Genomic DNA, 20,786 nt, shown 5'->3' on the forward strand with positions numbered 1-20,786 from the left:
TTAGTGTTGACAACAAACCGTCTGGACGGTTAACCTATTGATAGGAGGTGGAACTGCGATAAAAGATGGATAAAAAGTTAACTGAAGCAATCCAAGGGTCACAGGATTCGAATCAATGGATCTTAAGTTCCCTTGAAACAAGATTGAACCAACTAAAAACCAACGAAGGAGGATATGCGACATGAAACAGACTAAACCACTTGTACTCGGCATCGATGCTGGTGGCACGATGACCGACACGATCCTCGTGGACAAACAAGGCAACTTCGCTGTCGGTAAGGCACCGACTACACCTAATTACGAATCGGAAGGATTTATTGAATCAGCGCGTGACGCTACGAGTCTCTGGAACCTGGATGTCAACAAAACCTTTGAAGAATTGGCGGTAGTCCTTTATTCAGGTACGGGTATGCTGAATACGTTGTTATCAAGGAGCGGAAAGCGCATTGGTCTGATTGTGACACGGGGCATGGAAGATGCCATACTTATGGGAAGAGGCCTTCAGTCATGGGCGGGTTATTCATATGAAGACCGCTTGCATGCCGTCACCCACGCTTCTCCCGAGCCTCTTGTGCCCCTCAGTCGGGTGCGTGGTGTGACCGAGCGTGTCGACCAGTTCGGTCAGGTTGTCATTCCAGCTTATGACCACGAGGCAATCAGCGGTGTGGAAGAGCTTTTGGAGCAGGACATCGAGGCATTATGCATCTGTTGCATATATTCACACGTCAATCCTGAACACGAATTACAAATTGGCGAAGCAGCCAAGAAGGTACTGGCTGAGCATGACGTCGACATCCCGATTTACTTTAGTCATCAGGTTCGTCCGATCATTCGCGAGCAGTCCCGGTTAAACAGCACGCTCATCGAGGCATATGCAACAGCTAGAGGCCGTGAGCAGCTGCTGGGCGTTGAAGCGGCTGCTAAGGAACATGGTTTCCCACACAGCATGCAAACGATGCTTTCATACGGAGGGCTCGCGGACGTACGCTATCCTCGTTTGCACGAGACGATGATCTCGGGGCCAGTCGGAGGGCTTTTGGGCGCCAAACATGTCGGCGAGTTGGTTGGTACGGATTCAGTAATTGTCAGTGATATGGGTGGAACAAGCTTTGATATCGGGGCAATCACCCGCGGCAAAGTACCTATTGAAGATGAGCCGACATTGGCCCGGTTTAAACTGAATTTGCCGACACTAGCGATGGATACCATCGGTGCCGGCGGCGGTACTATTGTTAAGGTGGACCCACACACAGGTAAGGTTAGTCTAGGTCCGGAAAGCGCTGGCTCGGTACCGGGTCCGGTGGCTATGGATATGGGCGGCACAGAGCCAACGATTGCTGACTGTGATGCGGTAATGGGGCGTTTGAACCCGGACAACTTTCTCGGTGGCAAGGTCAAACTTAATATCGAGAAGGCAACGCAGGTTCTGAAAGAGAAAGTTGCCGATCCATTGGGAGTTGACGTTTATGAAGCGGCTGAAGGGATGGTGAATATGCTGGAGATGGAAGCTAAGTCTTCCATTGAATCCATTATTTCGACGCGTGGTGTCGATCCAGGTGAGTACCACTTGATGGCTTACGGCGGATCTGGACCGCTTCACATGGCTGAGTACAGCCGCAGCCTAGGTTTTAAAGGTGTCATGACATTCCCGTTTGCGGCAGCATTTTCAGCCTTTGGTTGCACTACGGCGGATTACTTGCACAGGCACAGCCAATCCGTCCATATTATGACCGGATCCGATTCTTCGGATAAGGACAGGGAAGAAGCGCGACGTCAGATTAATGAAATCTGGAGCGAACTCGATACCCAAGCCCGCTCTGAGTTGGTCTCTGAAGGTCATGAAGCAGACGCAGTCGTTTGTGAGCCATTCGCCATGATGCGCTACACTGGCCAACTGGAAGATGTCGAAGTTGCAGCACCAGTGACCAAATTAGAGTCAGATGAAGATTTAGATAAGCTTACACAAGCTTTTGAAGACCTGTACGAACAGATTAATCGCAGTGTGTCCGGTTATGGGACAGCCGGTTATACAATTATGGAACTCGGCTTAAATGCTCGTGTGGAAAAAGTGAAGCCAGAGCTGAGTCGCCGTCCTTTGGGGTCCAAAAATCCTGATCCCGAGGCCGCCAAAGGGAAGCGGTCTATGTATTACAATCGTGCGTGGCATGAGGCACAGCTTTGGGAAATGGACATGCTGAAGCCCGGCAACGTGCTTGAGGGCCCTGCCATTGTCGAGCACCCTGCTACGACCTTGGTCATTCCAGCGGGGGACCGGGTCCGTGTAGATGAATGGACTATTCTGCACTACGAACACGGCGAGGACACGCAAAATTCAGTTGGAAACGTATTGTAGACCGAGGTTCAATCTCAAAAAAGGAGGATCCTTATGAATGACGCAGTAGAATACAAAGCCATGGGGCTTAAGGAGCAATTACTTGAGAACGATCGTAAATTCCAAGAAACAGGTTGTTATGCTGGCATAACGGAATTAAAATACCGTGAGGAAGATCCTCTGCGCTACGAAAGCTTGCACACAAAGCTGCGATCAATGTCGATAGCATCGCGCGAGATGGCCAGAAGCATTTCAGCTTCTCCCGGTGTGCGAGAGGTAGGGGAAATGGTTGTAGCGTTATACACCCCTGAAGGTGACGCGATTAGCCTTTCCACAGGAATTATGGTTCACGTGCATACGATGAGCCGGTTTATCAAATGGATGATTCAAAATGGTTACGAGGACTCGCCTGGTATTTGTCCTGGTGATGTGTTCGCCAACAATGACGCTTTTATCGGTACGGTACAAGTACCAGACGTAATGGTTGTTATACCGATTTTCCATAATGACGAGCTTGTCGGCTGGGCCGGCACAGTCGCTCACGAATTGGAGGTCGGCGGCATCACACCAGGTGGTGACGTATACTTGGCCCAAGAACGTTTTACTGAAGGCTTGTTCGTTTGTGCCGAAAAAGTGGGCGAGAAAGACGAGCTGCGCCGGGACTATCTGATTCGATTAGAACGGAACCTCCGTATGCCTATCTATTGGATGTTTGACGATAAAGCAAAATTAGCAGCTAACCTGGAATTGCGGGATCAGGTGAAAGAGCTTATCGATGATGTCGGTTTGGACTACTACAAGCGGGCTACCCGTGAATTCATTGAAGAAGGTCGCCGCGCGCAGCTTTCGAAGGTTCAACAACTTATGGTGCCCGGTCGCTACAGGGGACACACGTTTTATGGCCACCTCACTGAGGGTAAACCTGGAATTTTGCCTTTAGGTGATGAAAACTTGCTGTATTCCATCCCGCTTGAATTGGATGTGGGCGGCGATGGCCACATGCATTTGGATTTTGAAGGCACCGGTTCTTGGGGTTATCACTCGATGAATTGTACGCCAGCTGGTATGGACGGTGGATTATTTGTTACCCTAACTCAGTCTATGAACTTTGAAGGTAAGGTGAACGACGGCGCCTGGCTGGCTACAGATATGAATTTACCGTCGGGGACCTGGACCAACCCAAACCGCCATACCGTAGCGACGGCCACGTCTTGGGCACTTCTGTTACCGGCCTTTGGCATTTTTCAGCGGTTGCTCAGCCGTGGCTTTGTGAGCCGGGGATTCAAAGAAGAAGCGTTTGTCGGTCAGGTAAACAGTCCAATGGTAGAAATGGGTGGTCAAAGTCAGTACGGCAGCCAGTTTGGTATGGCTATGTTTGAGTGCTCCGCAGCCGGAAGTGGCGCCCTTGGTATAAAAGACGGGATCGATAATGGCTATGTTGGTTGGAATCCCGAATCTGACATGGGCAATATGGAAGTTTGGGAGCAGGGCATACCGATGCTCTACTTAGGGCGAAGCATCGCGGCTGATTCGGGCGGACCCGGCAGCAACCGCGGCGGTACAGCCTTCACTTCACTTTGGCTCGTGCACAATACAGATGAAGTGACGATAGCTACGTCCGAACATTCAAGTCGTGTGTATGACAACGCCGGCATGTGCGGTGGCTATCCAGCGCCGACAGCCCACAGGCACTTCACTGTGCGAGATAGCAATATTCAGCAGTTGATTGAAGAACAGAAACCATTACCTCACTCGTTGGGGAAAGACCCATACACGACCGACTTGGACCGGTTGGTTGAAGGCGAGAAGAAAGAGGTTGAAGGCCCGCATATTGACAAACCGTTGCAAGCCGGGGATCTGTTTGCACACTCATACAATGGTGGAGGCGGCTATGGCGATCCCATCGAGCGGGACCCGCTGGATGTTGTCCGGGATGTTGAGAACGGCTATGTGACGCCGGAAATTGCCCAAAGAACTCATGCTGTAGTGCTTGAGCATGACGAGGAGCGTAACGCATGGCGTGTCAACTCAGAAGCAACCGAAGCTCGACGCAAAGAAGTCCGAAACTCCCGGTTAAATAAGGCTGTGCCTGTTAAGGATTGGATTGCATCCGAGCGCGAGCGCGTGTTGGAAAGGGACTTTGTTACCGAAGTGCATAAAATGTATCAGGACACAATGGGCATTTCCAGCCAATTTGCCAAAGAGTTCCGTGAATTCTGGCAGCTGCCGGAAAACTTTACAATGTAAGGAGTGATAACGATGGCAAGCTATGATAAGGAAATAATTCGTGACTTAATTGACGGTACGCTGCCTTGGCAGTCGACGAAATCAATTATGAGTCAGTATAAAGACGACGACCGGTTTTTCAAGTACATCGATATTCTTCAAGAACGGGTGAAATTTAACGACCAGATCTTGTTGCCGATTGGCGAGCATTTGTATATTGTTGCTAAGAAAAGTGAACCTCAAGGCGAGCGAGTTGTCAAATGTGGCTGCGGTTATGAGTTTGGTCATTACACTAACAACTGGAAGTTAAACGCTGTAATTAATGTTCGGGATGAAGAAGAAGAGATTGCTGAAATCTATCCTGGACGTCATAGCTATGATCCGGGCTGGATGGAAATCCGCGAGTTTATTTGTCCGGGCTGTGCCACGCTGTTGGAAGTAGAGGCAGCTGCGCCGGGATACCCGATCGTATTTGATTTCTTGCCGTACTTAGAGACTTTTTATCGCGATTGGCTTGGTCGAGAGCTACCAGCTGAGACCAGTGGTGAATAACCTTAAAATGACTCAAAATATGGTAATTGGGCCGTGTTATCCGGCCCTTTTATCTTCTTCAATTATGCATGCACTTTCAATTTATTGTATTTTATGAAATAGTAGGCCCTCACTTGAATTTGCATTTTTATAAGATATTCATTTGCAAAATACATTTCGGGTGATGGTGGTCTGGGTTTTTATGTCCGTCGAGAAGTTCCTTCCTAGTGATACCTCTTTCCATAGCGATTTTTGGGTGTTTCCAAAATTCAAAACCTAATTTATGCCCCATATCCCATGGCTCATCTTCGGTCATGATACGCTCGACTGATTTTCTCCCGATCTCAATTTGAGCGTGCGCTCGAGCGATTCCGAGCCGATCCCGATCGATCACAACCCGCTTAATATAGTGCTTTAAATGTTAAAACCGTTATAATCAATCATGACGCTTTTTTTACGAAGAAGCATTCCAAAGCCAAAAAAATGGAGATTTTCGGCTATTCACCGAAAAATCCCCATTATTCCAGTAATCCTACCATTTTCAATCCATACCAGATCCCATCATCATTGACATCTTTCGTTACACTAGCGGCTGCTTTTTTGACGATATCTGGAGCATTTCCCATCGCGACGCTGTTTTGAACTGACTGAAGCATTTCAATATCGTTTAAACTATCGCCGAATGCATAAATATCTTGAGCTGGAATTTGCAGTCGCTGTATTAATCGGGCTATTCCTTTGGCTTTGGTACCCCCGGTTGGCGTGACAGTGTATCAATAAATTGTTCATTGGTTACGCCGCCGCTTAAATAAATGAATGGCAGCCAGCTTTTTTCTGAGCATGTGCGATAAAAATCTTCAGCTTCCTTTTTGCTGAATACAGGTTCATAATTATCGTATTGGTCATAGCCTTCAATATTGTAAATGGATACCGGCACTTCAACTTTCAGCAGGTCAATGCCGTATTTCGCTTTGGAGAATTCTTCAAATTTCATTATCACACTTGGCAACGAGGGAAGTATCGCCAAGCTAAATAACAAACTATACAAAGTGGAGATACCAACCATCAAAGCCAAAAATCCATTGCTGATCCAAATAGGTCAAAAAATTCAAATTCATTTATTTTTACGAGCCACGGTTCAGCTTTAATTCCTTCTTCGAGGTAATCGATCGTTTTGCTTGCATTCATCACCGACACGCTTGATGAATGCTTTTTTAATCGTATTATATTTTTCTTCTTCTTTGTGATCATAATATATGAGCAGCTTCAGCGCACTGGCACCTTTATCGACTAAATCTTGTACAGCATAGTCATCAACTAAATTTGGTAGGCGGCCTTTTTCGGAAGTGTCATACCCAGTTTTTTCATATGCCATAATTAATCCGATTTCATCATTCAATTTACTTGCAGCACTCCACCCATACTCGGGATCAAGCAACAGGGAAGATGACTGATTTCCGAGCACTTCACTGATGCCTTCCTTAAATTGGCTCACCCCATCTTCATAAGAAATGTCATCATTGAATGACTTAATCATTTTGCATTTTGCCAAAGAAGCCGGCGCCAAATTCAGTGGATGTCTTTGCGGCCGCGCTATCTGGAAAGACGGCGTGCAGCCAACCAAGGAAACAGCAACGCCGTGGAGCGAATTTGTTGAGTAGGACGGTAATGAAGAAACCAAGTTCAGAATTCTGAACTTGGTTTCTTAATGGTAATGTGAAATATTGATCAGCTTTGATTTAGGGACTTTATGGATGAACGACAGGCTGTGCTGGTGTCGCACGAGTTGGTGCTGCTCTCGCTCAAGTTGGTGCTGCTCTCGCTCGAGTTAACACTCGTCCAATCCAAACCTATGAATATTTTTGGCTCAAGCCAAAATTCCCCACTGTAAAGTATTATAAGGCTTCGGTAACTGACTTTCTGCTGATGTCATATCAAAAAGGCAACGCCTCATCTGGGATATGCTAGTTCTCGCTGTGTGATGGTTTTGGTTTTTGATTACTAAGCACTTGGCCAAACTTCTTTTCATACAAGTCACGCACCCAGATTTTCACGGGTGCTTTCCATGGCTGACTAGGTGAAGGGATATTTTTTATCAGGCTTTTCGGTTTCAGTCCGAGCTCCTTCGCCATTTGGATATCAGCCTGATTCATGCGGCAGCGCTTTTTAGCCTCTGCCCAGGTGGCATTCTTTTTATTTTTTCCCACGATTTCAGTCCTTTCTTACTAAATATCTCATAATGGTTTCCTTTATTTTAACTGATCCCATTCGGTTTTTTTATAATGAATAGACTTAAGCATGCGATTAATAAAATCCGGATTATATTCTCTAAACAATTGCTCCTCAGCCCATTCTTTCATAGTCGCATGCTCCGGGTGGTTCGCGTCATGATAAATCTGCAAAAATTGATAATACCCAGGCAGACCGCCCACATCCTCCGGCGGCGCTGTTTCAGCACCGTCGATAAGCGTCGGATAGCCGTAGTGATAATCCTCCACCGTTTTCTCCAACGTCACAAGAAACTGCCAATCATCACCATAATCATAGATGTAGTTAAGGTTACCATACTTTTCCAAATATGTATCAATCTTTATCCCCGCTGGCTTGCGGATCACTTTCTGCAACTCTTGCAGCCAGGCCTCCTCGAACGCAGCAAACTTCGGCGGAACATCTTGCATTTTCGCATCAATTGCTTTTCGATTTTTCTTAAAGTGCAAGTGCTCCTGATATGCCTCTTCATCATTGGTCACTTTAATATTGTCATCAGGTAAATCAAATTCAAATAGATGATACGAGCCCGGATAACCACCTAGAAAATTCGTCACGTTCTGTATCACATCATGCAGCCTGTTAAATGTTGCCCCAGCCGGCATGATGACTCGCCGCCAGATTAAAGGTTCTGAACCGGTCAATTCAATTTTGATTTGATAAGCTTTCATGTGATCAGCTCCATTTTGATATATACAAAAATCTTAACAGAAAATGTCGGTTGAAAGAACAGCTTCCAAAAAGATTTTATAAAATCGCTACCATCCATGCTCAAATTTGAATCGATCCATCCATAATTTAATGGAATTGGCCGGCTTGGCCGTATTTAATTGTTCTGTATTAATGCAATCACAAAACCGATTTTCTTTGTCAGCGAAGAACTGGAAAAAGAACGGCCAAGATATTACGATAGGCTTAATGGCGTTAGAGGTAACAACCCTCAGTGGGGAGAATGGATATTGTTTTTCTTAAAAGCCTATGACCGGGTGGCCAACCGTATCAATGATAAACTGGAGACCGCAGAGTAACTTGCTAAACAAGGACTGGCACAATACGATACGGAATCAGAGAAAAAAGGGTGGTTCTATACGTTTTCAAATCCTTTTACGAATGCGGTGAAGGTAGCCGACAAGATTGAAGTTTCGGAAAATACAGCCGGAATGCGTTGAATGCTTTGCTGCGGAAAGACCTGCTGTTTGCTGACAGCGAATTAAAAAGGCATAAAAAATACCGGAATTATGATTTGATGAGGATACTGCGGGGCTGACCTGAAATAAATTCAAATATCTACCTTTCTTGATTTCCCTTTTAAAAGTTGCTAAAATGGCGAATCATAAGGTATAGTATAGGTAGATAATTCATATTATAAAAAAGAGACGGAGTGCTCCAACACTCCGACTCTTACAGCATACCCGCAGAGGTACGGCCACTGTGGGATATAAGGTACAAATCCACCCAACATCGTTCACAGTTAGAGATGGGTGGATTTACTTTTTGTTGTTCAGTTTGTCTACTAATATGACCACAAGATTGACCAGAGCTACGATGAATATTCCTGTTGTAAGTGCAACTTTTATCTCAGACATACGGCCACCCCCACTCTCCACAGGGAAATAGCCGCTCCACCCACTATATGCTGCTGGTTATTATTATAACATAGCCACATTGTTTTGACCCCAAAATTCTAAGCAATCTTTGTAATATTCTTATTTTGAAACCCTTTTACAAAGGCGGTAAAGATAGCTAACAGGTTGGGGTTTCGAAAAATACAGCCCGGAATGCGTTGAATTCTTTGGTGCGAAAGACTTGCTGTTTGTTGACAGCGAGTTAAAAAGGAATGAAAAATACCGGAATTATGGTTTGGTGAGGATACTGCGGGGCTGACCTGACGGGTTTAATGCCTCTTACGATATACATGTGAAGGCATATTGGTTAAATCGGACAATTGAGATGGGAGATGCCGTCCCTTGTCCGATGGAATTCAATCCCATTGAAGTGAAGGTGCTCTCGCTCGAGTTGCGGCTGCTCTCGCTCGAGTTGAAGCTGCTCTCGCTCGAGTTGGGGCGCCTCCCGCTCGAGTGGCGGCCGTTCTCGCTCGAGTTCGAGCACCTCCCGATCGAATGGTGGCTGCTCTCGCTCGAGTTGCGGCCGTTCTCGCTCGAGTTCGAGCACCTCCCGATCGAGTTGCGGCCGTTCTCGCTCGAGTTCGAGCACCTCCCGATCGAGTTGCGGCCGTTCTCGCTCGAGTTCGAGCACCTCCCGATCGAATGGTGGCTGCTCTCGCTCGAGTTTGCGCGTCTCCCGCTCGAGTTGGGGCGCCTCCCGATCGAGTTGACCGCGCTCTCGCTCGAATTGGGGCACCTCCCGCTCGAGTTGGCGCTGCTCTCGCTCGAGTCGACCGCGTTCCCGCTCGAGTCGGAGCCCCTCTCGCTCGAGTCGACCGCGCTCCCGCTCGAGTTGACCGTGCTCTTGCTCGAGTTCGCGCGTCTCCCGCTCGAGTGGCGGCTGTTCTCGCTCGAGTTCGAGCACCTCCCGCTCGAGTGGCGGCTGTTCTCGCTCGAGTTCGAGCACCTCCCGCTCGAGTGGCGGCTGTTCTCGCTCGAGTTTTTCGTCTTCCCTCGACCGCTTCAAAATCATTTTATAATGAGATTTTTGGCGCATGCCAAAAATTACCCCATTAAATCAAAAATAAGGGTGGTTTTCGGCAACAGCCGAAAGTCACCCTTCTCAACATCAAACTAAAAGTTAGGATTTATTTTGCCGGATTGACCCGTGGCTTTATCGGTTCATCCGCTTATTGATACTCTGCTGCAGAAACAACATCTCCTCGGCAAGACTTCGCAGTCGCTTTGCAACCAAGTCATCGATAATTTCTTCACTTTCCAAACTGAAAGAATCATTCTGAACAAAAACATTCCCTGTAGGCACCAGCCCTTTAAAATATGAAAGAACGGGTTTCAACTGATATTCGGTTACAAGAAAATGCTTCTCCGACAAGCCTGTTGCGACAATGCCAGTAACCTTATTTTTAAAAGCATATTCCGGAAAATGATCCAGCAGATTTTTCAATACCCCGGAGATAGAAGCTTGATAGATCGGTGTACCAAACACCAAACAATCGGCAGACATGATTTTGTCAGCCACCGGCCATGTGTCATCGTCAAAATAAGCAAGCGGGGATCCGTCAGCGAATGACAGATCATAATCCCTTAAATCAATCAGCTCTGTCTTCAATGATGTGTCCATCAGCTTGGCGGCTGCCAGCACATCATAAACAGCCTTAGATGTCTTATTCCCAGCCAATGTTCCTGATACACCAACTAACTTCAACATGACGCCTCCTCACAGTTCCAGCATTTTTTATCTCGCGCATGAAGTATGCAGCCTTTCCGTAACCCACCACACTACCGATGGGGAGTGCCTCGCTGCTCGATTTGTGGTGCGCCTCGCACGCGTTGATGCCGTTCTCGCTCGAGTTGACCGTGCTCTTGCTCGAGTTCGCGCGTCTCCCGCTCGAGTGGCGGCTGTTCTCGCTTGAGTCGACCGCGCTCCCGCTCGAGTTACGGCTGCTCTCGCTCGAGTCGACCGCGTTCCCGCTCGAGTTCGAGCACCTCCCGCTCGAGTCGGAGCCCCTCTCGCTCGAGTTGACCGTGCTCCCGCTCGAGTTCGCGCGTCTCCCGCTCGAGTTGCGGCCGCTCCCGCTCGAGTTACGGCCACTCTCGCTCGAGTTGGCGCTGCTCTCGCTCGAGTTGAGCGCGTTCCCGCTCGAGTTCACGCGCCTCTCGCTCGAGTTGACCGCGTGCTCGCTCGAGTCAACCGCGCTCTCACACGATTCGAGCACGCCCTTTCCTCACGACGTCTCCTTCAATAGCCCCACTAGCTTCAATCCGTGCCAGATCCCATCGTCATTCACATCTTTCGTCACAGTGCTGGCTGCCTGCTTGACGGCATCCGGTGCATTGCCCATGGCGACGCTGTTTTCAATCGATTGAAGCATTTCGATATCGTTCAGGCCGTCGCCAAACGCATACACGTCGTGGGCTGGGATCTGCAGCTCCCGGATGAGTTGGCTGATGCCGGCTGCTTTGGATCCGCCGGCCGGCATGACGTCCACAGAATAGTCATGCCAGCGGACGAAATGAAATTGATCAAACGTTTGATCATATCCCGTCTCGCTTTCTTCCGTGCAGAACAGCAACGTCTGATACACCTCACCCTGCTGATAAAAGCTTGGATTATAGGTGATCTGCTTATCAATTTTAAGCGAATTAACCGCCGCTTCAATGTGCGGATGATGCTGCACGTTGGCATACCAGTTATCATGATTCAGGTGGACAAGAGGGTGCTGCCGCTCTTTTGCGTATTTTTCCAACGCCGCAAGTGCATCCGGCTGGAGCGGGTGTTTATAAATTGCCTCGCCGTTGTGTACGACATACTGGCCATTAATGCTGACATAGCTGCTAATCCCGAGTTCAGTAAGCAGCGATTTAAATGCGAATGGCGCTCGGCCTGTTGCGATTGCCACATAATGCCCAGCCGCCTGCAGGTCCGCAATCGCCTGTTTAGTTGAATCCGGCAGCCGCTTCTCGTCATCAAGCAGTGTGCCGTCAATATCGAAAAAGATCAGTTTTTGTGTCATGTATTTTCCTCGTTTCATGGAGTAATCGTTACTATAATTCTATCATAAATGAAGAAGAATTCCTTTTATCCCGGTTCCTTTTTTAAGCAGTGAATATGGCTATTGTAAAAGATTAGCGCGATATAGTACGATAGTTTTAGTTTGTTATAATTTTTCCATATCTTTTTAGGAGCAAATCCGATTTTGTCTTCATACGCGATTTTAAAGGAGAGGATAGTTTGTCATTTCATTATGGATCCGATGCACCCGAAATCAACAATCCATTTAAGCAGGAGGGGCTTCTCTACTTACTCAGTGGTATTGTTATTTCAATTATTGGCGTTTTATCATTATTGACTTTGCGCGGGCAGATCGTTGAAAGTGGACTGGCTGCTGGGTGGCTTGGACTCGGGATTACCTTAATTTTATTAGCTGGTGGGGTTCATTTCATCACACAAGGCTTGTTCAAAATTTCCCGTTTTTATGTTGGGAGGGGCGTCCCCGCGAGCCTGTCCAAAAACAGGGCGCAGAGCGAGAAGGCGACCAACGAACCGGGTGTTTATTACAAAACGAACGCCATTGCGCAAATGATGATGGGGCGGAAAAACCTGACATTCCAAGAACCAGTTACGCTATTCGACCGCCTGCTATACAGCATTTTTCCGAATTTCATTTTTCTCCCGATTTCAATGCGGAATTATTTACATATTCTCGTTCGGAATACCGGCTATGCACTCATCGCACTATTTGTTTATTTTCTGGCACTCCTATCAGGTACGATTGGCTTGACCTTACTGACACAGTCATCGTTTTCTGAATGGCTGGGCATGGCGGTCTGCCTTTTCTTATTTGCTTTGTGGCTGGGAAGCCCAATATCGGTTAAAAAAATACGGACAAATCAATTATATGCCGGTCAAAAATCACACCTTATCTGGGTGATTGTGTTGGCGATTCTTATCCCGGCTATCGGCGAAATGGTGTTAAGACAAGGCGTCACCATCCCCGAGGCACCTTTTAATCCGGCTTTGGCGCTGGTTGTTTTCTATATACTCACCATAATTGTTTGTACAGCCGGCATAACACTTGCGAAATTAAGGTCCGAGTTGACGAAGCCTTTGACAGAGGTGTCTGAATCCATTGATCATTGGCAGGAAAATGTTCACCCCAAAGACTTCTTCCGGGCGCTTGATCTGGAAATGGCCGATTTACGATATAAAGAAATTCCCAACCGGGTTTACCGGGAATTGAACCCGAATCTAAATATGGAAGGCAGTATGGATAAGGGGAGCTTTGAAGGTGATACCATTCAGGAAACCCAGCCGATCTATCAAGAAATCAATTATCCGGAAAGTTTGAAAAAAATTCGCTTTGGTGTGGCTATCAGCGGTCATGCTTTAATCATCAAAGCAGCTTTTCTCCTATTTACGCTTAATCAAGGCGGGATTGGATCACTTAGCATTAATAGTCTGTTTTCGGGGATTTTCTTCCCGGGGATTTGTTTGGCAGCGGGGATAGCACTGCTGACCTTTGCCCATTTGTATTGGGGTGAAATGCAGTTCAAAAGCTATCTTGTTCAGTTTCAGGGAGAAGGCACTTATACCGAATCCAAGTTGTCTGTCGGAATGGCGATAACCGACTCCACCCGAAGCGAAAACACTGTTGTCCGAACATCGTTCAGCACCTGGTTTCTGGTGACGGAAATCATAACTAGCACGCAAGCACGTTCAGGACGAAATACCCTTGATGGCGCCCGTTATATTCTGAGCATGTATAAATCTGATGAGCTGTTAAAACATTTGGTCGGCCAAGTCAACCATTTTCTGGAGGACAGGCAGTTAATTGCGGTATCCGCTTCAGAAAAGGACTACGAGGCCGTGAAAGCCTTATATGCCACAAATGATGCGGCGCCGGGACTCGGCAACATAAAAGCTCCCCAACAGCCTGAACTGGCGGGAAGTTACCGGCAGCAAGAGGAAGGGGATTATTAACAGGACAATACGATGTAAAAACCGCCCCAACTTTATTGGCTGGGGCGGTTTTTCTCTTCAAAATGAAATGACCTCTTAAAATTATGTATTGATCCATCTGACTTGTAAGATGCCATTTCCATTTTAACTTCTTGGAGTGATTTATACAGTTTAATATCCTTATATAAAGCAGATGTTGCAAAAATAAAACCGAAATATGTAAAACATTATGTAAGATTATGTAGGATATGTCGTTATTTGTTCCTCGAATTTCGCTAAAATACGTTGAATGATAAAGCACGAGTCATAATTATTCACTCTTACCCGTCTAACTATTTGCGTATAATTTAGTGAATGACATCATCTAATTCTCCGGGAAGAAGATAATATTTTCATCGACTGTTGACGTTAAGAGGTTGTTCAAAAAGTCCGGTAAAAATGACACGTCGAATTTCTTCGTTGGCTTGTTTTTCCGCTGCTCATGTATCTAGGGGAAGTTCTGCTAAAACCGTCCACGTCCTGTGGACAACGCAGAACTCACCACATCCTGTGGAAGCCCGCTGCTCGAAACGGCACCGCCTCGAACTTCTCGGTCCTTTTTATCCTCCTTTTTGAACACGCACTTTAACCAAAATTTTGAAGAAGGCCTTTAACTTTTAAAATAGCTTGCCGATATATAAATTAACAGTGATCTAGCAACCTTCTATGTGTCTGCCAAAAATTTACTTAAACCGTCTTTAAAATTTGTCAATTTTTGCTACAATATTAGAATATAGGTCTTTTGCATTATTTCTAAATACTAAAATGAAGGGAGCGGAACCATGAACTACTGCACAGAATGCGGCCATCCTCTGGAACAACAGCATCATTTTTGTATTAACTGCGGCGCGGAACAGGCGCCGGTCGATGGCACACCGGCTGACGGGGGATCAGCACATGATGAAGGGCACCCAACCGGTCAGGAAGCTGATATGCCTTCTGCTGATCATTCACCACCTAAAGCGATGCCAGAGGGGCAATCCCAGGATGGTCATCAAGCGGATGAACAGCCGACTGGCCAGCCGCCGGAGCAGCAATCAACACGGTCTTCGGTCAAGCAAACGGCTGCCGGACCGCCGCGCAAACCGATGAAAAAGCGTACTAAAATCCTGATAGCGGCTGCTGTCGTATTCGTTGGGGTTCTTTTTGGTACACATAAGGCTTTATCATCCTATTTTGACCCGATGAAGGATTTGCAGGCGATGGATCAGGCTGTCGCGGGCGATGACGCGGAGGCGTTTGTAAGTTACATAGACGTTGCCAATGAAAGTTTGCTGGATGAACAGGCATACATGCAGTACATCAAAGAATACGAATGGGAAGCTGTCAAAGCGCAATATAGCGACATCATCCAAGCAGATGATTCCTTAACAAGTACAATCACGAATATCGATGGCGAGCCGCTGTTTACGGCACAGCCGGAGGGTCGTTTATTAGGCTTGTACACGACGTATTCACTAAAGGCTGAACCGACTATGCTCGCGGTGCACACAACAATGGAAGATACAGAAATTAGCATCGGTGATGAGTCGGCCACCATCAATCCGGATGAGCCTAAGGAATGGTCACTATATCCGGGATCATATGCCATCACCGGAACTGCCGGCAATATGTTTGGCGAATTTACCTATGACGATTCGGTGGAAATCCTGACTCAGAAAACGACAGAAATGACCCTTGAATTCTCCGGCAGCACACATTCATTCAGCACGAACCAGCCGGAAGCCACATTATTTGTGGAAGGGGAAGATACCGGCACGACACTCGGGGAGATTGATACACTTGGTCCTATCCCCGAAGACAACGAAATCAGCATGCACGCGGAATGGACCTCACCTGACGGGGACGTTGTCAAATCCGAAACCGTGACACAAAATGACGCACAATTCATCGGCGGTATTCCCTTTTCGTTTGATAAGTCAGAAATGGAAGAAGCGGATACCGAAGAAGCCGCTGCTGACATTTCCGGTGACGATGCCGGCGATACCGTGCTGGACTTCCGTGATGCGTATGAGAAAGCAGTCAACACCAAGGATTACAGCCTGATTGAATCTTTTATACTCGAGGGCAGTGAAGCAGAAGATGAGCTCCAGGAATATATCGGCGACCTGAAAGAGACCGATTATGATTATGACTTCACATCCAATGAGGTGCTGGATGTCGAGGAAGTTGATGATGAGACGGTTAACGTGACAACCAATGAAGTATTTGTCTTTACGAACCATCGTGATGAACAGACAGATTATGACAGGGTCAAAACATATACCGTGAAGCTGGAAGATGGCGATTATAAGATCAGCTTAATCGAATATGACGAGACAAATCGGGATTAACAACCGTGATTGAGAGGAGTTTTTTCATGTTAGAATGTCCAAAATGCAACACTCAGCAGGAATCGGGAAAATTTTGCGGTGTGTGTGGTAGTGCGCTTGAACCCGCGACAGGTGATGCCAATGAGGGCACAGCTACTGCCCAGGAAGGATCAGTTAGTGCCGACGGTTATCAGCAAGCAGCCGCTGATGCGCACGGAAGCGTTCAACATCAGGCACAGGCCAACCAAACAGCCGACACGATTAAAAATGGTCTGAGTCAATATTGGCATTATGTCTTAAATCTATTAAGAAATCCGACGATGGCCTTTCATACAAGTAGCGGGCATATTCTTAACGCCGTGATAACCCTAGTGATTTTTGCCTTGGCATCATCATTAAGCGTTTACTTTCTAGCAAATGCTATGGCAAGTTCGATGTTTGGTGGCATGATGGAAAGTTCAGTGCCATTCTTTTCGCTGACATTTCAGCTTTTGTTTATCGCTGTTGTCTTTTTGGCGTTAGCATTTGCCAGTGCCTTAATGATGACAAAAGCCGCCAAAAATCAGGACTCAGCGAAAACACTACTGACACAATTCGGCAGTCTGGCCGTTCCGTTTGTCGCACTTAACGTTGTAGCCATTGTGGCGGGAATCGCAGGATCCACTGTTTTCACCATGTTATTGCTGGGTGTATCCTATTCGCTACTTTTATATTTTGTCCCTGTTTTATTCGTCTATGAAAAAGCAAATCTGGTTAGCAACACAGGGCAGAAAGTCTACCTCAGTCTCTCTGCTGCACTGATTATGGCCGTGTTAACCTTTTTAACCTCAGGGATGATACTTTCGGATATGATTGACAAAATTGGGAGATCGCTGTCATTCCTTTAATATGACAGCCCCAAGAGAGCCCTGTTTTAGATAGGGCTTTTTTTTAATGTCTGTTTAATGGTTGGTCTGGAGAAATTGATCAAACAGGATAGACATCGTGAAGAATGGTATATATTTAGGCGAGATTGTCTAATTTTAAAACAGAGATTTTCGGCTACCGCCGAAAATATCCACCCTTTCTTTATCTAAATGTCGATTTGTCATAGGAGATGTTGGCATTATTTAATAATGGGTGCGTGCTGTACGATTTGGGGCGCGCGTCGCACGATTTGGGGCGTGTGCTGCTCGAGTTGAGGCGCGTGTCGCTCGAGTTGAGGGTGCTCCCGCTCGAGTTGGGGGTGCGCTCGCTCGAGTTGCGGCGCGTGTCGCTCGAGTTGGGGCTGCTCCCGCTCGAGTTGAGGGTGCTCCCGCTCGAGTTGGGGCTGCGCTCGCTCGAGTTGGGCCGCTTCTCGCTCGAGTTGACCGCGCTCCCGCTCGGGTTGGGGGTGCTCTCGCTCGAGTTGACGCCGCGCTCCCGCTCGAGTTGGGGCTGCTCTCGCTCGAGCAACGCCCCCTTTTTCAAAAGGTGCCTTATATTGGCGCGGGATAGACCCTATGGTATACTATCATAAACGAATAAATGGGAGGTATGGTGATGAGTGATGAAAAGGATCGTAAAAATAAGAACGCCTATACTGAACTCATAAAAGAAAGCAACCTCACCTATGATGACTATGCTTCCATTGATGACGGGAATCGCTATGAACTAGTGGCCGGGCAATTAGAATTGATGAGCCCAGCACCATCTGTTACCCATCAGATGATCAGCTCTCAAATGCAAAAAAATATTACTAAAAGCTGTGAATCAGACTATGTTATTTTAAATGCTCCTATTGATGTCATATTAGCTAATAATGAAGTAAGGCAGCCAGATCTCTTACTTATCCACCGGGAGCGAATGACTATTTTAAGCAATCGCGGTGTAATCGGACCTCCAGACCTTGTTGTCGAGATCCTTTCCACGTCTACATTAAAACGGGATAAAATTGATAAACTAAACACGTATGCAAATTTCCGTATTCCCGAATATTGGATAGTCGAACCCAAGACAGGTATTTTAGAGCAATATTCGCTGCACGAGGACCAGTATGACCTTATAAATATTTTCCAAGAAGACGAGCCAATCACCTCTCCCGGCATCCCGTGTATATCTTTCACGATGGCCGAGATTATGGAGGGTATTCCTAGTTTGGATTGACGTCCAGGGTAGGGAACGCCTGTTACTTCCCGGATCACCTATACTCAAACAGTAATAAAACAGGTCCATCCCAACCCCGGACTGAACCTGTTTTCTCTGCAAGAATTACAGCTTTGCTTTGATGTCTTCCATTTCCTCTTCCGTAAGGCCAGTTACTTTGAGAATATCTTCCGTTTTAAATTCCTTACGAAGCATCGCCAACGCTATTTCCTTTGAATTTTCCTTTCTCGCTTTTTCCCTGAGTTCATCAAAAATTGGCTTGAACGTCGGTGCGTTTGATAATCCTGTGCCGGCCATATGGTTCCCCTCCTTTTCTATCATTGGTTTGATATCTTCCTGCAACTCCTCGTCCATCCCATCAGGCACCTCCATCAAATAATCGATGAAATATAATAACGAATCAACATAGTCACGATTCTTTACCTTTTTACCCTTTAGCAGCAATTCAAACAAACGACGTTTAAACTGATATCGCTTGCTGGCATTATTCCTGCTTTTCAGCATATACAAACCCGCTAATACAGCATATGCAAATGGATTGTCTGACAGCAGCAATTTCTGCTCATCCTGATCAAGTATTTTGTAAGTGTTGTATGTATAGGTTAGCTCTGTCCCATAAAATTGATTCGCATAGGTGTCGGGTTTAAAGGTATAGATCAGGGGTAAAGAAAAGGACAAATGGCTCAAACAGTTCCGTGATAACCTTTTTCCAAAGCCCGTCCTTATCAGAGTATGGGGCTGTTTGTTGACTCACTTGCCCAAGGTCTGGTCGGACTGGGGGCAAATGCTAGGTGTAATTTTAACTGGGTATTTACAGAAACATCTTTATTGTAAACTCAACAACCACTCCTGCTATACTAAAAAGGTAACCCCATGTCAAAATGGAATTACCTTCTATAACATATTCTAGAACTTCTTATTTATTTGACTTAACTCTACCGGTCCATTATTTTTAATAACTTCCTTGTACCAATAATAACTTTTCTTTTTAATTCTGCGTAAATCCTTTTCATCATACTCATCACGGTTTACATACACAAAACCATAACGTTTTTGATAACCATTTAACCAGCTGAGAACGTCGGAAAATGCCCATGTACAATAACCAATTACATTAACCCCATCCGTTATTGCCTCTTGGATAGCCTTTATATGATTATTGATATATTCAATTCGATAGTCATCATTTACTACATCATTCGCCTCAAGTTTATCATACTCACCTAAGCCATTCTCTGTAATGAGTATCGGCAAATTATAACGACTGCTGATTCTTCTCATTGCTATCCTTAGTCCTTCAGGGTCGATCTCCCAATCCCAATTCGTCGCATCAAGATATGGGTTATCCTTCGTTTTATATAATCCCGGAACTCCAGATTCAGCCGTTGTTCCTTTTTCACCTGAAAAATTCATAGCACCTAAGCCGATACCATCAAGTGGGTTGAATTCCACCGTACCAGATTTATAGAAATTAACCCCCATAAAATCAGGTTTAGCCTGCGATAGCAATTCATAGTCCCCTTCTTCAATTGTAGGAGCAATTCCTTCTCTTTCATAAAAGTTCCATATTGTCGTTGGATACTTTCCATATACATATACATCCATCCACCAGTAGCTGCGTTCTTCCTCTGCATTTTCAAATGCCATAACATTATTCGGATCACTATCAAATGGATAAGATGGCATATAAGCAAAACTTGGACCAATTTTCCCGTTAGGCACATGTTTTCTAAATGATTGAATGGCTTTAGCATTTGCCAGATTTGCAATATGGTTGGCATTCAGCATTCTTTTTTTATCTTTCACTCCTGGTGGATGTATTCCGGTTTCGTAGCCATGGCTCACAAAAATATTTTGTTCATTCATGGTAACCCAATATTTTACACGGTCTCCAAATTCCTCATATAACGTTACACAGTAATTATTAAAATCATCAATAATCTCCCTGGACTCCCAACCGCCATATTCATCCACTAACGCTTGAGGAACATCCCAGTGATACAATGTAAGAACAGGTTCAATATTATTCTTTATCAATTCGTCTATTAGATTGTTATAAAAATCAAGACCGTTTTTATTCATTTCCCCTTTTCCCTTAGGGTAAATACGACTCCACGCTACCGAAAAGCGATATGCTTTAAGCCCCATTTCGGCCATTAGCCTTACATCTTCCTTATATCGGTTATAATGATCAATTGCTACATCACCATTTGTTCCTTTAAATGTTGTCCCCTCTTGTTTTGCAAACGTATCCCACACAGATGGGCCTTTTCCATCCTTGTCCCAGGCACCTTCCACTTGATATGCTGCTGATGCTGATCCCCATAGGAAGTCTTTTGGAAATTCAGCTAATCTATTATGTTCCATTT

At 46.0% G+C, this 20,786-nt stretch carries 21 protein-coding genes; 11 read left to right on the plus strand and 10 right to left on the minus strand.

Going from position 1 to position 20,786, the window contains the following annotated elements:
- Positions 1 to 181: 181 nt before the first annotated feature.
- Genes ACFQ4A_RS11735 through ACFQ4A_RS11745 form a run of 3 tightly spaced genes read left to right on the plus strand, consistent with a single transcriptional unit; the run spans position 182 to position 5,110 of the window.
- The gene (locus ACFQ4A_RS11735; RefSeq protein ID WP_382400808.1) at positions 182 to 2,353 is read left to right on the plus strand and encodes a hydantoinase/oxoprolinase family protein; all 2,172 of its coding nucleotides are present in this window, start codon (positions 182 to 184) and stop codon (positions 2,351 to 2,353) included.
- Positions 2,354 to 2,386: 33 nt separating this feature from the next.
- Positions 2,387 to 4,579 carry a hydantoinase B/oxoprolinase family protein gene (locus ACFQ4A_RS11740; protein ID WP_382400810.1) on the plus strand — a complete coding sequence of 731 codons (2,193 nt, stop codon included), beginning with the start codon at positions 2,387 to 2,389 and terminating at the stop codon, positions 4,577 to 4,579.
- Between the two features lie 12 nt (positions 4,580 to 4,591).
- Positions 4,592 to 5,110: an acetone carboxylase subunit gamma gene (locus ACFQ4A_RS11745; RefSeq protein WP_382400812.1), complete on the plus strand. Its 519-nt coding sequence runs from the start codon at positions 4,592 to 4,594 to the stop codon at positions 5,108 to 5,110.
- Between the two features lie 127 nt (positions 5,111 to 5,237).
- Here ACFQ4A_RS11745 and ACFQ4A_RS11750 read toward each other — a convergent pair whose 3' ends face one another.
- The 4 genes from ACFQ4A_RS11750 to ACFQ4A_RS11765 form a co-directional block, all read right to left on the minus strand.
- Positions 5,238 to 5,405 (minus strand): GH-E family nuclease, encoded by a 168-nt coding sequence (locus ACFQ4A_RS11750; protein WP_382400814.1) that lies wholly within the window; start codon positions 5,403 to 5,405, stop codon positions 5,238 to 5,240.
- Positions 5,406 to 5,607: 202 nt separating this feature from the next.
- Positions 5,608 to 5,823, minus strand: coding sequence for an HAD hydrolase family protein (locus tag ACFQ4A_RS11755; RefSeq protein WP_382400891.1), 216 nt, complete (start codon positions 5,821 to 5,823; stop codon positions 5,608 to 5,610).
- The gene (locus ACFQ4A_RS11760) at positions 5,820 to 6,083 is read right to left on the minus strand and encodes a hypothetical protein (protein WP_382400817.1); all 264 of its coding nucleotides are present in this window, start codon (positions 6,081 to 6,083) and stop codon (positions 5,820 to 5,822) included. The genes ACFQ4A_RS11755 and ACFQ4A_RS11760 overlap by 4 nt, the downstream gene beginning before the upstream one ends.
- A gap of 150 nt (positions 6,084 to 6,233) precedes the next feature.
- Entirely contained in the window at positions 6,234 to 6,641 is a 408-nt protein-coding gene (locus ACFQ4A_RS11765) for a hypothetical protein (RefSeq protein ID WP_382400819.1), read from the minus strand.
- A 198-nt stretch (positions 6,642 to 6,839) separates the two neighbouring features.
- Here ACFQ4A_RS11765 and ACFQ4A_RS11770 point away from each other — a divergent pair, with 198 nt between their 5' ends.
- Positions 6,840 to 6,980, plus strand: coding sequence for a hypothetical protein (locus ACFQ4A_RS11770; protein WP_382400821.1), 141 nt, complete (start codon positions 6,840 to 6,842; stop codon positions 6,978 to 6,980).
- A gap of 73 nt (positions 6,981 to 7,053) precedes the next feature.
- On the opposite strand, the gene ACFQ4A_RS11775 is transcribed toward ACFQ4A_RS11770, so the two are convergent.
- Both ACFQ4A_RS11775 and ACFQ4A_RS11780 read right to left on the minus strand, forming a co-directional pair.
- Positions 7,054 to 7,296 carry a hypothetical protein gene (locus ACFQ4A_RS11775; RefSeq protein WP_382400823.1) on the minus strand — a complete coding sequence of 81 codons (243 nt, stop codon included), beginning with the start codon at positions 7,294 to 7,296 and terminating at the stop codon, positions 7,054 to 7,056.
- Positions 7,297 to 7,338: 42 nt separating this feature from the next.
- Complete coding sequence (locus ACFQ4A_RS11780) at positions 7,339 to 8,028, minus strand: plasmid pRiA4b ORF-3 family protein (RefSeq protein WP_382400825.1); 690 nt, start codon at positions 8,026 to 8,028, stop codon at positions 7,339 to 7,341.
- Between the two features lie 159 nt (positions 8,029 to 8,187).
- On the opposite strand from ACFQ4A_RS11780, the gene ACFQ4A_RS11785 reads away from it, so the two are divergent.
- Positions 8,188 to 8,385, plus strand: a complete 198-nt coding sequence (locus ACFQ4A_RS11785) for a hypothetical protein (protein WP_382400827.1) — start codon at positions 8,188 to 8,190, stop codon at positions 8,383 to 8,385.
- Between the two features lie 889 nt (positions 8,386 to 9,274).
- Entirely contained in the window at positions 9,275 to 10,099 is an 825-nt protein-coding gene (locus ACFQ4A_RS11790) for a hypothetical protein (protein WP_382400829.1), read from the plus strand.
- Between the two features lie 36 nt (positions 10,100 to 10,135).
- On the opposite strand, the gene ACFQ4A_RS11795 is transcribed toward ACFQ4A_RS11790, so the two are convergent.
- A complete protein-coding gene (locus tag ACFQ4A_RS11795; protein ID WP_382400831.1) occupies positions 10,136 to 10,687 on the minus strand; it encodes an NADPH-dependent FMN reductase in 552 nt (183 codons plus the stop codon).
- 520 nt (positions 10,688 to 11,207) lie between these two features.
- The gene (locus ACFQ4A_RS11800) at positions 11,208 to 11,996 is read right to left on the minus strand and encodes a Cof-type HAD-IIB family hydrolase (RefSeq protein ID WP_382400833.1); all 789 of its coding nucleotides are present in this window, start codon (positions 11,994 to 11,996) and stop codon (positions 11,208 to 11,210) included.
- Positions 11,997 to 12,214: 218 nt separating this feature from the next.
- Between ACFQ4A_RS11800 and ACFQ4A_RS11805 the strand changes: the two genes are divergently transcribed.
- The 5 genes from ACFQ4A_RS11805 (at position 12,215) to ACFQ4A_RS11825 (ending at position 18,417) form a co-directional block, all read left to right on the plus strand.
- Positions 12,215 to 13,963, plus strand: coding sequence for a hypothetical protein (locus tag ACFQ4A_RS11805; protein ID WP_382400835.1), 1,749 nt, complete (start codon positions 12,215 to 12,217; stop codon positions 13,961 to 13,963).
- Positions 13,964 to 14,763: 800 nt separating this feature from the next.
- Entirely contained in the window at positions 14,764 to 16,314 is a 1,551-nt protein-coding gene (locus ACFQ4A_RS11810) for a TcaA NTF2-like domain-containing protein (protein WP_382400837.1), read from the plus strand.
- 26 nt (positions 16,315 to 16,340) lie between these two features.
- Positions 16,341 to 17,180: a hypothetical protein gene (locus ACFQ4A_RS11815; protein ID WP_382400839.1), complete on the plus strand. Its 840-nt coding sequence runs from the start codon at positions 16,341 to 16,343 to the stop codon at positions 17,178 to 17,180.
- Positions 17,181 to 17,392: 212 nt separating this feature from the next.
- On the plus strand, positions 17,393 to 17,791 hold the full coding sequence (locus ACFQ4A_RS11820) for a hypothetical protein (protein ID WP_382400841.1): 399 nt from the start codon (positions 17,393 to 17,395) through the stop codon (positions 17,789 to 17,791).
- A 23-nt stretch (positions 17,792 to 17,814) separates the two neighbouring features.
- Positions 17,815 to 18,417 carry a Uma2 family endonuclease gene (locus ACFQ4A_RS11825; RefSeq protein WP_382400843.1) on the plus strand — a complete coding sequence of 201 codons (603 nt, stop codon included), beginning with the start codon at positions 17,815 to 17,817 and terminating at the stop codon, positions 18,415 to 18,417.
- A gap of 105 nt (positions 18,418 to 18,522) precedes the next feature.
- Here the strand turns inward: ACFQ4A_RS11825 and ACFQ4A_RS11830 are convergent, their stop codons facing one another.
- Both ACFQ4A_RS11830 and ACFQ4A_RS11835 read right to left on the minus strand, forming a co-directional pair.
- Complete coding sequence (locus ACFQ4A_RS11830) at positions 18,523 to 18,972, minus strand: hypothetical protein (protein WP_382400845.1); 450 nt, start codon at positions 18,970 to 18,972, stop codon at positions 18,523 to 18,525.
- Between the two features lie 351 nt (positions 18,973 to 19,323).
- Complete coding sequence (locus ACFQ4A_RS11835) at positions 19,324 to 20,784, minus strand: glycoside hydrolase family 1 protein (protein WP_382400847.1); 1,461 nt, start codon at positions 20,782 to 20,784, stop codon at positions 19,324 to 19,326.
- Positions 20,785 to 20,786 lie beyond the last annotated feature (2 nt).

Source organism: Lentibacillus salinarum, from assembly GCF_042679865.1.
In the GTDB taxonomy this organism is placed as follows: domain Bacteria; phylum Bacillota; class Bacilli; order Bacillales; family Amphibacillaceae; genus Lentibacillus; species Lentibacillus salinarum.

Excerpts from the sequence above, each read along its gene's own strand:
- ACFQ4A_RS11770 (WP_382400821.1), top strand. The coding sequence starts at position 6,840 with ATGGATGAACGACAGGCTGTGCTGGTGTCGCACGAGTTGGTGCTGCTC.
- ACFQ4A_RS11800 (WP_382400833.1), bottom strand. The coding sequence starts at position 11,996 with ATGACACAAAAACTGATCTTTTTCGATATTGACGGCACACTGCTTGAT.
- ACFQ4A_RS11740 (WP_382400810.1), top strand. The coding sequence starts at position 2,387 with ATGAATGACGCAGTAGAATACAAAGCCATGGGGCTTAAGGAGCAATTA.
- ACFQ4A_RS11750 (WP_382400814.1), bottom strand. The coding sequence starts at position 5,405 with ATGACCGAAGATGAGCCATGGGATATGGGGCATAAATTAGGTTTTGAA.
- ACFQ4A_RS11815 (WP_382400839.1), top strand. The coding sequence starts at position 16,341 with ATGTTAGAATGTCCAAAATGCAACACTCAGCAGGAATCGGGAAAATTT.
- ACFQ4A_RS11825 (WP_382400843.1), top strand. The coding sequence starts at position 17,815 with ATGAGTGATGAAAAGGATCGTAAAAATAAGAACGCCTATACTGAACTC.
- ACFQ4A_RS11835 (WP_382400847.1), bottom strand. The coding sequence starts at position 20,784 with ATGGAACATAATAGATTAGCTGAATTTCCAAAAGACTTCCTATGGGGA.
- ACFQ4A_RS11760 (WP_382400817.1), bottom strand. The coding sequence starts at position 6,083 with ATGAAATTTGAAGAATTCTCCAAAGCGAAATACGGCATTGACCTGCTG.
- ACFQ4A_RS11735 (WP_382400808.1), top strand. The coding sequence starts at position 182 with ATGAAACAGACTAAACCACTTGTACTCGGCATCGATGCTGGTGGCACG.
- ACFQ4A_RS11745 (WP_382400812.1), top strand. The coding sequence starts at position 4,592 with ATGGCAAGCTATGATAAGGAAATAATTCGTGACTTAATTGACGGTACG.
- ACFQ4A_RS11810 (WP_382400837.1), top strand. The coding sequence starts at position 14,764 with ATGAACTACTGCACAGAATGCGGCCATCCTCTGGAACAACAGCATCAT.
- ACFQ4A_RS11780 (WP_382400825.1), bottom strand. The coding sequence starts at position 8,028 with ATGAAAGCTTATCAAATCAAAATTGAATTGACCGGTTCAGAACCTTTA.